13 protein-coding genes are annotated in these 12357 nt (G+C 60.8%); 4 read left to right on the forward strand and 9 right to left on the reverse strand.

Annotated elements, in window-relative coordinates; translation table 11 throughout:
* The first annotated feature begins 67 nt into the window (after positions 1–67).
* Positions 68–517, forward strand: coding sequence for a prepilin peptidase (locus QYQ93_RS04060; RefSeq protein WP_338476388.1), 450 nt, complete (start codon positions 68–70; stop codon positions 515–517).
* A 124-nt stretch (positions 518–641) separates the two neighbouring features.
* Entirely contained in the window at positions 642–1424 is a 783-nt protein-coding gene (locus QYQ93_RS04065; RefSeq protein WP_043049495.1) for a response regulator transcription factor, read from the forward strand.
* A 140-nt stretch (positions 1425–1564) separates the two neighbouring features.
* Here QYQ93_RS04065 and QYQ93_RS04070 read toward each other — a convergent pair whose 3' ends face one another.
* The 8 genes from QYQ93_RS04070 to cpaB are packed head-to-tail and all read right to left on the reverse strand — an operon-like array spanning position 1565 to position 8991.
* Positions 1565–1837, reverse strand: a complete 273-nt coding sequence (locus QYQ93_RS04070) for a DUF3613 domain-containing protein (RefSeq protein WP_217881394.1) — start codon at positions 1835–1837, stop codon at positions 1565–1567.
* 10 nt (positions 1838–1847) lie between these two features.
* Positions 1848–2573: a tetratricopeptide repeat protein gene (locus QYQ93_RS04075; RefSeq protein ID WP_338476389.1), complete on the reverse strand. Its 726-nt coding sequence runs from the start codon at positions 2571–2573 to the stop codon at positions 1848–1850.
* 10 nt (positions 2574–2583) lie between these two features.
* A complete protein-coding gene (locus tag QYQ93_RS04080; protein WP_338476390.1) occupies positions 2584–3471 on the reverse strand; it encodes a type II secretion system F family protein in 888 nt (295 codons plus the stop codon).
* A 1-nt stretch (position 3472) separates the two neighbouring features.
* The gene (locus QYQ93_RS04085) at positions 3473–4354 is read right to left on the reverse strand and encodes a type II secretion system F family protein (RefSeq protein ID WP_338476391.1); all 882 of its coding nucleotides are present in this window, start codon (positions 4352–4354) and stop codon (positions 3473–3475) included.
* Between the two features lie 10 nt (positions 4355–4364).
* Entirely contained in the window at positions 4365–5636 is a 1272-nt protein-coding gene (locus tag QYQ93_RS04090; protein ID WP_043049500.1) for a CpaF family protein, read from the reverse strand.
* Positions 5633–6826, reverse strand: a complete 1194-nt coding sequence (locus QYQ93_RS04095) for an AAA family ATPase (RefSeq protein ID WP_043049501.1) — start codon at positions 6824–6826, stop codon at positions 5633–5635. The genes QYQ93_RS04090 and QYQ93_RS04095 overlap by 4 nt, the downstream gene beginning before the upstream one ends.
* Positions 6823–8028 carry a type II and III secretion system protein family protein gene (locus QYQ93_RS04100; protein ID WP_043049502.1) on the reverse strand — a complete coding sequence of 402 codons (1206 nt, stop codon included), beginning with the start codon at positions 8026–8028 and terminating at the stop codon, positions 6823–6825. Before QYQ93_RS04100 ends, QYQ93_RS04095 begins: the two co-directional genes overlap by 4 nt.
* Positions 8029–8043: 15 nt before the next feature.
* Positions 8044–8991: a Flp pilus assembly protein CpaB gene (cpaB, locus tag QYQ93_RS04105; protein WP_338476392.1), complete on the reverse strand. Its 948-nt coding sequence runs from the start codon at positions 8989–8991 to the stop codon at positions 8044–8046.
* A 333-nt stretch (positions 8992–9324) separates the two neighbouring features.
* On the opposite strand from cpaB, the gene QYQ93_RS04110 reads away from it, so the two are divergent.
* On the forward strand, positions 9325–9522 hold the full coding sequence (locus QYQ93_RS04110; RefSeq protein WP_043049504.1) for a Flp family type IVb pilin: 198 nt from the start codon (positions 9325–9327) through the stop codon (positions 9520–9522).
* Between the two features lie 53 nt (positions 9523–9575).
* A complete protein-coding gene (locus QYQ93_RS04115) occupies positions 9576–9968 on the forward strand; it encodes a response regulator (protein WP_043049505.1) in 393 nt (130 codons plus the stop codon).
* Positions 9969–10620: 652 nt separating this feature from the next.
* On the opposite strand, the gene QYQ93_RS04120 is transcribed toward QYQ93_RS04115, so the two are convergent.
* Positions 10621–12303 carry a ShlB/FhaC/HecB family hemolysin secretion/activation protein gene (locus QYQ93_RS04120; protein WP_338476393.1) on the reverse strand — a complete coding sequence of 561 codons (1683 nt, stop codon included), beginning with the start codon at positions 12301–12303 and terminating at the stop codon, positions 10621–10623.
* Positions 12304–12357 lie beyond the last annotated feature (54 nt).

Genomic DNA, 12357 nt, shown 5'->3' on the forward strand with positions numbered 1-12357 from the left:
GCGTCTACCCTGAGGCGAGTACCTGATATCAGCATAGAATCATTCGGCAAAAAGGGATGTTTTTTACGTGATCCACTATGTAGTGATTCTGCTGTGGTTGGGCCTGTGTGCAGTGCAGGATATTCGCCAGCGCCAGATTGCCAATACGCTGACCTTGGGGGCTGGTTTGCTGGCGTTGATCTACCTGCTGTGGGCAGGGTCGACCTGGGTCGGTGCGCCCCGCAGCGAAGGAGGCCTGGCGTTGGTTCTGGCGCTGATACTGACCCTGCCCGGTTATGCGTTGGGCCGCTTCGGCGCGGGGGATGTGAAGCTGCTCGCCGCCCTGGGCCTGGCGTCCAATACCGACATTCTGTTGGGGTCGCTGATCGGCGCCGCGGTCGCCATGCTGGCCTGGATATTTGTGCATCAAGGGCTTAGCTCGAGCCAGGTTGGGCGGGCAGAAAAAGTGTCAAAAAAACAGCCTTTTGCGCCTTTCGTGTTGACAGGTTTTGTCGGGTGTTGGCTTTGGATCCATTAAGCGCGCGAGTTGATTAATGCTATGTACATAGTTGGAAAGTACGTCTACGTTTAATGAGTGGTTGTATAGGATTTTTCGTCAAAAAGGATGGGTCCTCTTTGGCTTGCCAGGCATGGAGTAGCGCGTGAACAAGCTCACATCTGCGGTAAAAGTGCTCGTGGTCGACGATCAACCCCTGATCGTGGAGGAGCTCTGTGAATTTCTCGAAAGCAGCGGGTACCGTTGTGTCCCATGCGAGTCCAGCCAACAGGCTATCCAACGCTTCGACGACGACCCCCTGATAGGCCTGGTGCTGTGTGACCTGCATATGCCGGGCATGGACGGCATCGAGCTGGTGCAGGCCCTGCAACAGGTCGCTGGCAAACATCGTGCGTTCGAAGCGATCATGCTCACCGGGCGTGCCGACAAGCAGGATGTGATCAAGGCCCTGCGCGCGGGGATCGCTGATTACTACCAGAAGCCGATCAATCTCGACGAGCTGCTTGAAGGCTTGAAGCGCCAGGAAGCGGCCTTGGAGGAACGGCAAAAAGACTTGCAACTGGGCACGCTTAACCAAAAGCTGCAGTATTTGTCCGAATCCATCAACGACTTGTATATGGACCTGGACAAGGCGCGTCGCAACCCATCCAAGGACACTGATGGCGAGCCGCTGGCCGATGACGCCGGGCCATTGGAAATCCCGGCAATCTTCAACCAATTGTCACCGCGCCAGCTGGATGTGGCACGCCTGGTGGGCAAGGGCCAGACCAACTACCAGATTGCCTGTGACCTGGGGATCACCGAGAACACGGTCAAGTTGTATGTGTCCCAGGTATTGCGCCTGACCCATATGCACAACCGCACCCAGTTGGCGCTGGCGTTGTCACCCAGCAACTCGGCGATACGCCAGCGGGTGACAGCGCACTGAAGGTCCAGCGCCTGCGCCAATAATGTAGGAGCGAGCTTGCTCGCGAAAAACGTCAACGATAACGCGTGAATCCTGCATAAACGCGGTGTCGTGGAGGTCTTCGCGAGCAAGCTCGCTCCTACAGTGGGATATGGGCTTGGTTATTTGCTCCCACCCTGTGCAGACCCACCCACCTTCTGATCAAAGAACTCCGGGATCGGGTGCTTGTTACTGTCCAGCCAGCGCTTGAGAGCCTGCTCCCGTTCTGCCGGCGTGGCCTTCTGCGGATTGGCCGAGGCCGCGCGGCCGCTCAGTTGCAGCGCCATCCAGTTTTCCGTTTCCGCCTGCCGTGGAGAAGACGGCCCGGCTTCGATGGCCGATGCCATGAGCGGCAGTGCCAACACTGCGAGGCCGGCGAGGTAATGGATTTTCATCATCGACTCCCTATTTCACAGGTGCCGGCAGCGTGTCGCTGACCGTCGCTACCTGGTCTTTGGCTGAGCGCACCGGTGCCGTGCGTGAACCCTTGAGTTGTTGTGCACGCGCCTGGGCTTCGGTGACCTGCTCGGGGCTCAGCCCGAGCTGGCCGACCACTTTTGCGGCCTGCCCCCAGTTGTCCTGATAGATCAGCAAGGTCACCAGGTTCACCGCTGCCAATTGATCGCTCTGCTTGAGTTCGATGGCGGTCATGAATTCGAAACGGGCGTCTTCCAGCCGCAACTGATCGAGGTACACCACGCCCAGGTCATTGCGGATTTTCTCGTCGGTGGGCGCCAGTTTTGCAGCACGTTGCAGGTGGGCCATGGCCTGGCCGTTGTCGCCCTTGGCCGAGGCCAATTGCCCCAGGCCGTGCTCGCCATCGGCAGCCAGGCATGTGCCCAACAGGCTGCGGTACAGCGGCTCGGCTTCGGTGCGGCCCAGCAAGCGGTAGGCCCGGGCCTGGCGCTGGCGAACCTGGGGCAGGGCATTGGGCAGGCCCTGCAGGTTGGCCAGGCTGGCGTGCAGCTTGCCCTCGTTGGCCATGTCATCGGCCAGGTTCAATGAAAGCTCCTGGTCCGAGCTGGGCTTGGGGCAACTGCCGGGCTGCAGCAATCCGGCCCATGGGACCTGGCCATTGCTGACACAGCCGCCCAGCATCAGCAGGCTCAAGGCGACAAACAGTGGCTTCATGGCAAGCTCCTCAGAAGTTATTCAAGGCCCGGGCGATGGCGATAAAGGCCGGCCCCCCAAGCACAGTCAGCAGGGCGGGAAACAGGAACACCATCATCACCACGGACATCTTCGCCGACATCTTCGAGATGTATTCCTGCAAGCGGGTCAGGCGGCGGTCATCGAGCAACTGCTTGAGCGCCAGCAGCGACTTCATGGCGCCGCCACCTTGCTGGATCAATTGCTGGAGAATGATGCAGGTGTCGGTGAACTCGTCTACGGCCAGCAGGCGCGCGGTCTTGCCCAGTTCCTCCGACAACTCCAGACCCGAGTCGACCCGTGCCAGGATCAGGCGCAGTTCATGGGTGAGGTCCGGAAGCAGGCGCTGGGCGTCGATACTCAATACCCGCAGCGACTGTTCAACCGCCATGCCGGATTCGAACAGGATGCGCAGCAACGGAATGAATGTGGAAATCTCCCGTGCGATGCGCTCCTGGCGGTATTTCGCACTGAGGACCAACACACGCTTGGGCAACAGGTAACCGACCCCCAACGCAATGGCCGGCGCGATCCATGGCGAGCCCGCATGGGCAAACAGCAGCTGTTGGCCGAGCACAGTCAGGCCCAGCAGCACGATGGGCACGCCGACCTGGCAGGCGGCGAACATGGAGCGCTGGTTGGGCTTACGCCAGCCGACGCGGTTGAGCAGGGTTTGTGTTTCGTTGTCCAGGCTGACCGAGCGTTGCGCGACCGCGCTGGCGCCCAGTTGGCGCATCAGGCTGCCAAGTTTGTCTTCGCGGGCCAGTTGGCCTTGCAGGCGTTGGTTGACCGTGCGCTGGCGGCGGCGTTTTTCCAGAAGGCTGCCGGCGATCAACACGACGGCGGCGAGTAACAGTAGGAGGCTGATCAGGATGGCCATCTCAAATACTCCGCAACATGCGCCACATTACGAAGGTGCCCGTGATGTCGAGCGCTACCGCACCGAGCAGCAGATAGCGCCCGGTTCCGTCATTCCACATGCTCATCAGGTAGCCCGGGTTGACCATCAGGAAGTAGCCGACCATGGCGATGGGCAACCCTGCCAATACATACGCGGTCATGCGTGTTTCACCGGTCATGGCCTTGAGTTGGCGCGCACCCTGCTCGCGCTCGCGGATCATCTTGATCAGGTTTTCCAGCAACTCGCTGGCATTGCCGCCGTAGCGGTGGTTGACCTTCAGGCCCAGGGCAAACAGGCGAAACTCATCGCGCTCGTAGAACTCGGCAAAATCGCTGGCGGACTCCGGCAGGCTCACGCCCATTTGCACATTGCGCTGGATGCGGCTCATCGCTTGCTTGAGGGGCGCCTCGGTGCTTTCAATTGCACCCAGCACGGCATCGGCCAGGGTGCGCCCGGACTTGAGGCTGCGCACGCTGTGGTCGAGCAATTGCGGTAGTTGTTCGATCATGCGTTGCACACGCCGCTGATAGCGCCAGGCGATGTACAGGCGCAACAGCAACGGCGGCACCAGCAGCATGGCAAGCAGGCCCAGCCAGTCGGCCAGCAGGTAGCCCAGCACCATGGCAGCCGCCCAGCCGCTTAACCACAGCCCAAGGCGGTCAGTGGGCTTGCCCAGGCCGGCGCGCTGGAACATCCGCTCCATGGCGACCCAGTTGCTGTTCGATTCCTGAGGCACGGGCTGGCCATCGGCAAGGCGCTCCAGCACGCGGTCGGTGCCGGCCTGGCGCAGGCCGCGCTGGAACAGCCAGATGGACAGGCTGACCAGCAGAACGCAGATGAGCAGCAAGATGGGTCCGGTCATGACGCCCCCCCTATAACGGCAATGGCGTTTCGCGCCGCAGCTTGTCGCCGGCCGGGTGCAACGCTTCGCGCAGGAAGCCAAAGCCGGCGCGGCGGTCGAAGCGGAACAGGGTATTGGTGACATACACGTCGTCGCGCACACCGACCACTTCCACCACCTCGCTGACGCAGCGGCGCCCATCGGGCAGGCGCGTCAGCTGGATCACCACATCCAGTGCGGCACAGATCATTTGGCGCAGGGTTTTTTCCGCCACCACACGCCCAGTCAGGCCCACCAGGGTTTCCAGGCGCAGCAGCGCGTCCTGGGCGTTGTTGGCGTGCACGGTGCTCATGGAGCCGTCATGGCCGGTGTTCATGGCGGTCATCACGTCGAGCACTTCGACGCCGCGAATCTCGCCGAGGATGATGCGGTCCGGGCGCATTCGCAGGGCGTTGCGAATCAGGTCGCTGGCCTTGACCTCGCCATGCCCTTCGGCATTGGGCGGGCGGGTTTCCAGGCGCACCACGTGGGGGTGGCCCAGTTGCAGTTCGGCCACATCTTCGATGGTGACCAGGCGCTCGTGGGGGTTGATCAATTGGCTGAGAATATTCAGCAGCGTGGTCTTGCCGGTCCCGGTACCACCGCTGATGAGGATATTGCAGCGCTTGCCCACGGCCTCCTGGAAAAACTCGAAGATGCTCTGGTCGATGGTTTGCATCGCCACCAGGTCGCTGCTCTTGAGCATGTCCTTGCGAAATTTACGGATCGACAGGCAGGGGCCGTCCAAGGCGATCGGCGGGATGATCGCATTGACCCGGCTGCCGTCGGGCAGGCGCGCATCGACCATCGGCGACGACTCATCCAGGCGCCGCCCGAGGGGCGCGAGGATACGCTGCATCACCCGCTCCACATGGTGCGCATCGATAAAGCGCAGGTCGCTCTGGTACAGCACGCCGTCACGTTCGATAAATACCCGGTGCGGGCCGTTGACCAGGATCTCGGTGACCGACGCATCGCGCAGCAGCACTTCCAGCGGACCAAAACCGGTCAGTTCATCGACGATTTCTTCGGCCAGGCGCTCCATCTCATAACGCGAGATCGCCAGGTGCATGCGTGTGATGTACTCGGCCACTTTGTCGATGACAAATTGCGCCAGGGATTGACGCGAGCCTTCCAGCAGGTTCTGCCCGGTCTCTTCGATGGCATCGATGATGTAACGATGCAGCACCATTTTCAGGCTGTCATGGTCGTTGCGCCCGGCGGCTCCGCGAGTGGGGGCGCCGAAGAGTTTTTCACCGTTCATCGACCTGACCCCAGTAGACGTTCGAACCAGCGCGTTGACGGTTTTTCCATGCCCTCGGAACGTTTTGCCAGGCGCTCGCCCAACTGACGCAAGGTGTGGGTCAACGCTTCGCGCGGGGCCAGGGTGAACAGGCTTTGCCCTTGGTTCTTGGCATTCAGGCGCACTTCAGGGCTAAGCGGCAGCACCGCAATGCACTCCAGGCCGAAGCTTTTTTCCAGGGTTTCGGTGTCGGGTGCGCAGCCTTTGATGTAGCGGTCGACGAGCAGCTTGGCATGATCGAGCTTCATGCCTTTTTCGCGCCACAGGTTCAGCACCGCGAGGTTGCGCCGGCAGTCGAGCACGCCTTGGTCGGTGCACCACAGCAGCTTGTCGCAGTGGCTGACAAAGGTGCGCAACGCTTCGCTGTCGGCTTGCCCGGTCAGGTTCACGACGATGTGCTGGAAGTGCTGGCGCAAAGCGCTGAGCAACATGTACAGCTCGGCGGCGCTGGTCACTTCCAGGGGCTCGTCGCTGGCGGCATAAGCGAGGATGCGCAGGCCTTCATCGGTGCTGGTGAAGGCGCTGTTGATCAGTGTGGTGTCAAGGCGGCGCAGGTGGCGCAAGGCGTCACCGAAATTGAAGGTACTTTCCAGGCCCAGCAGCGCCAGGCTGTCGCCCCGCGGCAGGCCGAGGTCGAGCAGCAGTGTCTGCTGGCCACTCTTTTGCACCACCATCGCCAGGTGGCTGGCGATCAGGGCACCATCGGTATTGCCTTGGGCTCCGTACAGCACAGTCAGGCCGCCAAGGTGGGCGTTCGGCGCAGTGGGCGGCAGGCGCCTGCTCAAGCGGCGCACCAACCCGGCCACTTCGCTGGAGCGTGAGCCATAGGCGACAAAATCCCGGGCGCCGGCGCGCATCGCGTTGAGTACCAACTGGTTGTCCATGCCGTCGCCGAGGGCGACCACCGCCAGCATTGGCTTGGCTTCCAGGGCGCCTTCGATCAGGGCGCTCTGCGCCACCAGGTGCTCGCGGTCCAGGCCCACGAACACCAGGTTGGCGAAGGTCACGTCCACCAATGCGAGCAATTCATCCAGGCTGCCGCCGCCGACGCTGATCACTTGTCCAAGCGGGGCCAGCGCGCCCTGCAGCCACTCCAGGTCGGTACTGTTGCGGGTGATTGCCAGGAAGGTCTGGCCAAGGCTATCGCTCATTGGGAAAGTCCACTGCGACGGTCGAAGTTGCCGTTTTCAAGAAAGAACAGGCGGAACCAGTTCGGGTCATAGTTGCGCAGTTTTTCGCCGGGCAACGACGGCAACTGTGCGTTGGCCGCCAATGGCCGGACCAGGTGCGGGGTGACAATCATCAGCAGCTCTTTTTCCTCGCTGCGAATATTGGAGTCGCGGAAAAACGCGCCAATGATCGGGATATCACCCAGGCCCGGGAGCTTGGCGATGGTGGAGCGGTTGGTGCTGCTGATCAGGCCACTGATCACAAAGCTTTCGCCGTCTGCCAGTGACACGCTGGTGTCGGTGCGCCGTACGGTCAGGGCGGGCACCTGGATGCCCTCGATCTGGATCGCGTTGTTGTAATCCAGCTCGCTGACTTCCGGTGCGACTTTCAGGGCGATGCGGTTGTGATCGATCACCGTGGGCGTCAGGGTCAGGCGGATGCCGAACTCCTTGTACTCGATGGAGATGGTATCGCTGCCGGCACTGGGTACCGGGATCGGCACCTCGCCACCGGCCAGGAAGGTCGCGCTCTGGCCGCTCATGGCCACCAGGCTAGGGCGGGCCAAGGTGTAGGCAAAGCCACTGCTTTCCAGGGCGTTGATCAACGCCTTGACCCGGCCACCGCCAAACCCGATGTTGAAACTGTCAGCGCTCACCGGCAGCTTGAACACGCTCTCCGCTGGGGAGAGCAGGTCGGGGCTGCCGAGGAAGAAATTCTTGCCCATGCCGAGGATCTTGGTGCTGGCCTCTTTGAGCTTGGTGCGGCTGACCTCGACGAAGCGGATATCGGTCTGTACCTGGCTGGGCAGCGTCGGGTCTTCCGAGGGCGACAGCGATTGGCTGGTCAGTGCCGAGGTGGCCTTGCCCTTGACGAACACCATGCTCTGGCGCGGCGCGGTCGAGCAGCCCGTCCATACCATCAGGCTGGTGGCGCCACTGCCCACACCGGTCAACAGGAAGTTACGCTCGCCATTGACCCGCACATCGGCGATCTTCGGGTCACCAATAGCCAGGCGCGTGATTGCGACCGGCGATTGCAGCTCGGTTTGCAAGCCTTCGCCCACCTCGACCACGGCGGGCAACTGGCCCAAGGTGCTGCAATTGCCCGGCGCTGCCATCGCCATGCCCACGGGCAGGCACGGTAGCATCAAGGCCAAGGCCAATTGAGCGTAGCGTGGGCTCATTCAAGGCATCCTTGTTCAATCAGGGGTTTGTTGGGCTGCGGAAGCGCCACGGATCACTTCGACGCCCCGACGCTGGCCGGTGTCGGCAACCGTGGCGGCGATTTTTTTCGGCGGGCCGGTGAGGGCCAGTTGGGTGAATTGGTAGAGGTCGCGGTTGGCGCTTTGCACTTTGTCCGGCGTGTCGCTTTCGCCGGCCCAATAGCGGCTGAGTAATTGTTCGTCGGCACTGCGCACGGCCAGGCGCAGCGTGCCGGCCTGGGAGGCGAGCATCAGCCGGCTCAGCAACGGTTCGGGCACCGCCAGCACGACACTGCGCGCAGCGGTACGCCGTTGTGCAGCCTGGGCGCGCTCTTCGGCGCTGGCCGGTGGCGGCACTGCCGGTGTGCCGTCGTTGGCCAGCCCCAATTGGTCGCCGACGCTGAGCAGGCGTATCGCAGGGATGATCACCTGCGCCGATTGCTCGGCATTGGCGTTGTCCTGGCGCAGGAACAGCAAGACATCGACGTAATCGCCGGGGCTCAGTTGGCCACCGGCACCGATGACCTCATCGACGGCGACCGCCAGCGCGCGTTCATTCGCACGGATCATGCGGGCCAGCGGCCCACCGGCGGTGAAGCTTTCATCGTTTAGCCAGGTGCCGGCACCCAGGGCGCGCAAGGGCGTGCGGCCGATTGCCTGGTCGAGGCTGGTCAGGCTGCCGGCGGGAACGGTGCGCAATTTTTCCACGGTCACATCGGCAGCGGTAAGAGGGGCAAAAGCGGGCACCGCGTGTACCAGTACCACCACGGGTTGGCGGGTTTGGTCTTCGACAGCAGTTACGGTTTTTTCAACAGAAATGACAGGTTCTGGAGAGGGCGCAACCACTGGTGCGGTTGGACGACTCAACACCAGGCCCCAATAACCCGCAATCAATGCTCCGACAAGCAGCAAGCCAGCCAGGACCATGCTGATGCGACTGTTCATGACGGCTCTCCCTATCCTGTTGCACTGCTTATGCCCGTTAATCCAAACGAGTTAATTTCGCAACTTGGCTGTGATGAACAACTAACGATTTGGCTATTTGAAGGTAGCTCAGCTAGGACGAAATGCCATTACTGCACAAGAAATTTATCTGAAGGCTAAATCCGACGCCCTAAAGGCCGGACAAGGAGTGGCAGCGCGGCGACTAATACTTTGTGATTAATTCATTCTTACAGTTGTGAGTGTCAATTTTGTTGACAATGCTCTAGTGGCACACAGCAATCATTGTGCGAGCCAGCAGTAACGGCGCTTTGTGGCGCATGAAGGAGAAGTCTTATGATCCTTGACCTGTTCTTGAAGTTTTACATTCACGCTCAGTTGTTCTTGCGTCGCAGAGACGGGGCATCGGCCATTGAATATGTGATTATCGTGGCGATAGTTGCGTTGGTAATCATTGGGTTCGGTACTGGGCTTGGCGATAAAATAAAAGGTGTCTTCGAGCAGGTGTCCGATGCACTGCCGGCAGCGACATAACCGTAAGTACTGCAGGTTGTCGTTACGATGATCTTTTTTATCAGGTACTGCCCATGAGCCACCCGTCGTCACCCCGCCAACAAATCCTATTGGTGGACGACGAGGAGGATGCGCTGGTCGAGTTAGCCGAATCCCTCGAAAACGAGGGGTTCGTTTGTTTTACTTCCACCTCCGTTACTTTCGCCCTGCAAGAATTGACACTTCACCCTGATATAGCGTTGGTCATCACTGACCTGCGCATGCCCGAGGAAAGCGGGATTTCGTTGATCAAGCGCCTGCGCGAACACACCTCGCGCTCGCATTTGCCTGTGATCGTGATGTCCGGTCATGCCGAGATGGATGATGTCAGTGACATGCTGCGCCTGCAGGTGCTGGATCTGTTTCGCAAACCGATCTATCTGGTGCGCTTGATCGATACCCTCAACAGCCTGTTTCCACTTCGGTAGTTGCCGTGCGCAGTTCCAAAAATGTGGGAGGGGGCTTGCTCCCGATGGCGGCCTGACAGCCGACCAGGATGTTGGATCAGACCGTGTACATATCCATTCCTGCGGTAACGGCCACTATTGGTTGCGCTTTTACAGCGGGTCACTTTGAAAAGCGCAAAGTAACCAAACGCTCTTGCCCCACCCCTCGGCACCTCGCTCAGGCTCGGTGTGCCCGTAATCCGACAGGGATTTGGGGGGCCGCCGCCACGCGCCATCCATGGCGCGGGGCGGCTAAACCGGCATCTCTGCCGGTTTACCCCCCAAATCCCTGTCGAATTCCGGCCAGCGTGGTTTAACGGGGCGCCTGAGATCAAGAGCAGATCAAGATCAAGAGCGGCTCGCTTCGCATCGTGGTTACTGGCGGTCGCTACGTCAGCGCTGTGTAGATACCCGTGCTCATCGGGGGCAAGCCCTAATGCAAGTCAGTTAAGGCTTTTTTGTAGGAGCGAGCTTGCTCGCGAAAAACTTACAGGCGCCGCGTTCATTCAGCAAACACGCGTTATCGTTGACGTTTTTCGCGAGCAAGCTCGCTCCTACAGGAGGCGATGACCGCTTAACTGACTGGCATTAGGGCAAGCCCTCTCCCACATTTATAGTTAAGGCATCGGCTGGGTCAGAGCTGATAACTGAAACTCAACGTATACCGCGGCCGCCGGTTGTAACTGTCCAGGGCGATGTCCGACATCGGTTTGGCCGCTTCCAGGGCGATGTTGTAGTACTTGTTGTCGCCAAAGCGCAGGCCCACGGCCGCCGATGACATATCGCTGGCCTTGACCGGCAGTTCATTGAACCAGGTCCTGGCGCGGTCGAGCACGACATAGGGTTGCAGGACTTTCACCCAGTCACCGGCGCGGTTATAGCTGTAGTTGACCTCGTAGGCCGCGCCCCAGCCCTTGTCGCCCGAACCTTGGTCATCGGGGTAGCCGCGGCCGAAATTCTGCCCGCCGAAAGTGGCGCGCTCGCTGTCGGGCAATGTGTCGTTACTCCAGTAGAACGCGCCTGAAAGCACGCCTTGCCAGTTATCGAAGAACTTGTTGCTTTGCACCCCGGACAGGCGCAATCGAAAAAAGTCGAGGTCGGGCTTTGCCACGTCCAGGTCACTGCGGGCTTTGGCGCCCAGGCCGTCGATACCCCGGTACAGGCCGCCGCTGATAATGCGCAATTGCCGCGCATCAGCCTTGCGCCAATCTCCCTCGAACGCCAGGGCACGCAGGTTCGATTCGATATCAAAACGCAGCGGGTAGCCCACCAGTTTGTATCGGGTGGTCTGGTCCACGGCATACAGGCGCGTGCCCAGGGTCAACGATTCGGTGGGCGAGGCAATCAGCGGGTGGCTCAGGCCAATGGAGTAGCGGTCCACGGACTGGTGCGGCTTAAGTTGGAAGCCGCCGTCCAGTTGCACATTGGCATTGGGGTCGGCGCGGTAACGTTCGGCGGCCAGTGCGAACTGGCTGCCTTCGGCATTGATGAACTGGTTGTAGTCCACGCGGTAGTAATGCTCTTTATCCTCACCCGGCGGGAACAGGCCGCTGACGGTGAGCTGCTCGCCCAGGAAGGTTTGCGAATTGCTGGTGGCACTGAGCAACGCCTGGGTGCCGCCACGGCTTTTCTGCACCAGGCTCATGCTGGTGGTGAAGGGCTTGCGGCTGGCCTGGATCTGCATGTGCGTGGCGCCATCGGTGGTGCCCGGCGGCGGTACCTGGGCTTGTACGGTCAGGCCGGGAATGCGGCTCATCAGCGTGGTGTAGCGTTCGAAGGTCTTGCGCGTCAGCGGGCGTTCGGCCAACAACTTTTGCGCCAGTTTATCGACGTAGGCCGACACCGAGCCGATGTCGCCGGTTTGCTGGTAGTCCTTGATGTAACCCTCCACCAGGACGACGCGGACCAGACCGTTTTCGAAATTTTGCTGCGGCAGGAACGCATAGGACAGCAGGTAACCGTCCTCCTGGTAGCGACGGGTTATGCCACGGGTCGCTTCGATCAACTGTGCGAGGTTGGTCTCGCGACCAATCAGCGGTGCGTAGACTTGAGCCGTCTCGGTAAGCGGGTAAATGGTGCCGCCTTCGATCTGCAGCTTGCGGATGGTGACCTTGGTGTCCATCAATAAGGGTTGGCCGGCAGTCGGCGGCGTTTCAGGCACTTGGGTTTTCGGCGTGACCGGTCGATAGGCGTCGGCGGGCAGGTTGGGGACCGGCAGGGTACGGATCGTGTCGTTACTGTTCAAAAAGCTGGGAAGGGGCTCGGCCTGGACGTAAGCACTGAGGGTTAGCAATAACAACGGCGTCAATACGCGCATAGGACACTCCATGGTCAACTGCAGCAGCGCTTCGGGCCCGCCGGGTTCTGGGAC

The sequence above is a fragment of the Pseudomonas khavaziana genome, assembly GCF_036704165.1.
Lineage (GTDB): Bacteria > Pseudomonadota > Gammaproteobacteria > Pseudomonadales > Pseudomonadaceae > Aquipseudomonas > Aquipseudomonas khavaziana.

Coding starts and splice junctions, on each gene's coding strand:
- QYQ93_RS04075 (WP_338476389.1), bottom strand. CDS start 2,573: ATGAAGCCACTGTTTGTCGCCTTGAGCCTGCTGATGCTGGGCGGCTGT.
- QYQ93_RS04095 (WP_043049501.1), bottom strand. CDS start 6,826: ATGAGCGATAGCCTTGGCCAGACCTTCCTGGCAATCACCCGCAACAGT.
- QYQ93_RS04115 (WP_043049505.1), top strand. CDS start 9,576: ATGAGCCACCCGTCGTCACCCCGCCAACAAATCCTATTGGTGGACGAC.
- QYQ93_RS04090 (WP_043049500.1), bottom strand. CDS start 5,636: ATGAACGGTGAAAAACTCTTCGGCGCCCCCACTCGCGGAGCCGCCGGG.
- QYQ93_RS04070 (WP_217881394.1), bottom strand. CDS start 1,837: ATGAAAATCCATTACCTCGCCGGCCTCGCAGTGTTGGCACTGCCGCTC.
- QYQ93_RS04120 (WP_338476393.1), bottom strand. CDS start 12,303: ATGCGCGTATTGACGCCGTTGTTATTGCTAACCCTCAGTGCTTACGTC.
- QYQ93_RS04085 (WP_338476391.1), bottom strand. CDS start 4,354: ATGACCGGACCCATCTTGCTGCTCATCTGCGTTCTGCTGGTCAGCCTG.
- cpaB (WP_338476392.1), bottom strand. CDS start 8,991: ATGAACAGTCGCATCAGCATGGTCCTGGCTGGCTTGCTGCTTGTCGGA.
- QYQ93_RS04110 (WP_043049504.1), top strand. CDS start 9,325: ATGATCCTTGACCTGTTCTTGAAGTTTTACATTCACGCTCAGTTGTTC.
- QYQ93_RS04100 (WP_043049502.1), bottom strand. CDS start 8,028: ATGAGCCCACGCTACGCTCAATTGGCCTTGGCCTTGATGCTACCGTGC.
- QYQ93_RS04080 (WP_338476390.1), bottom strand. CDS start 3,471: ATGGCCATCCTGATCAGCCTCCTACTGTTACTCGCCGCCGTCGTGTTG.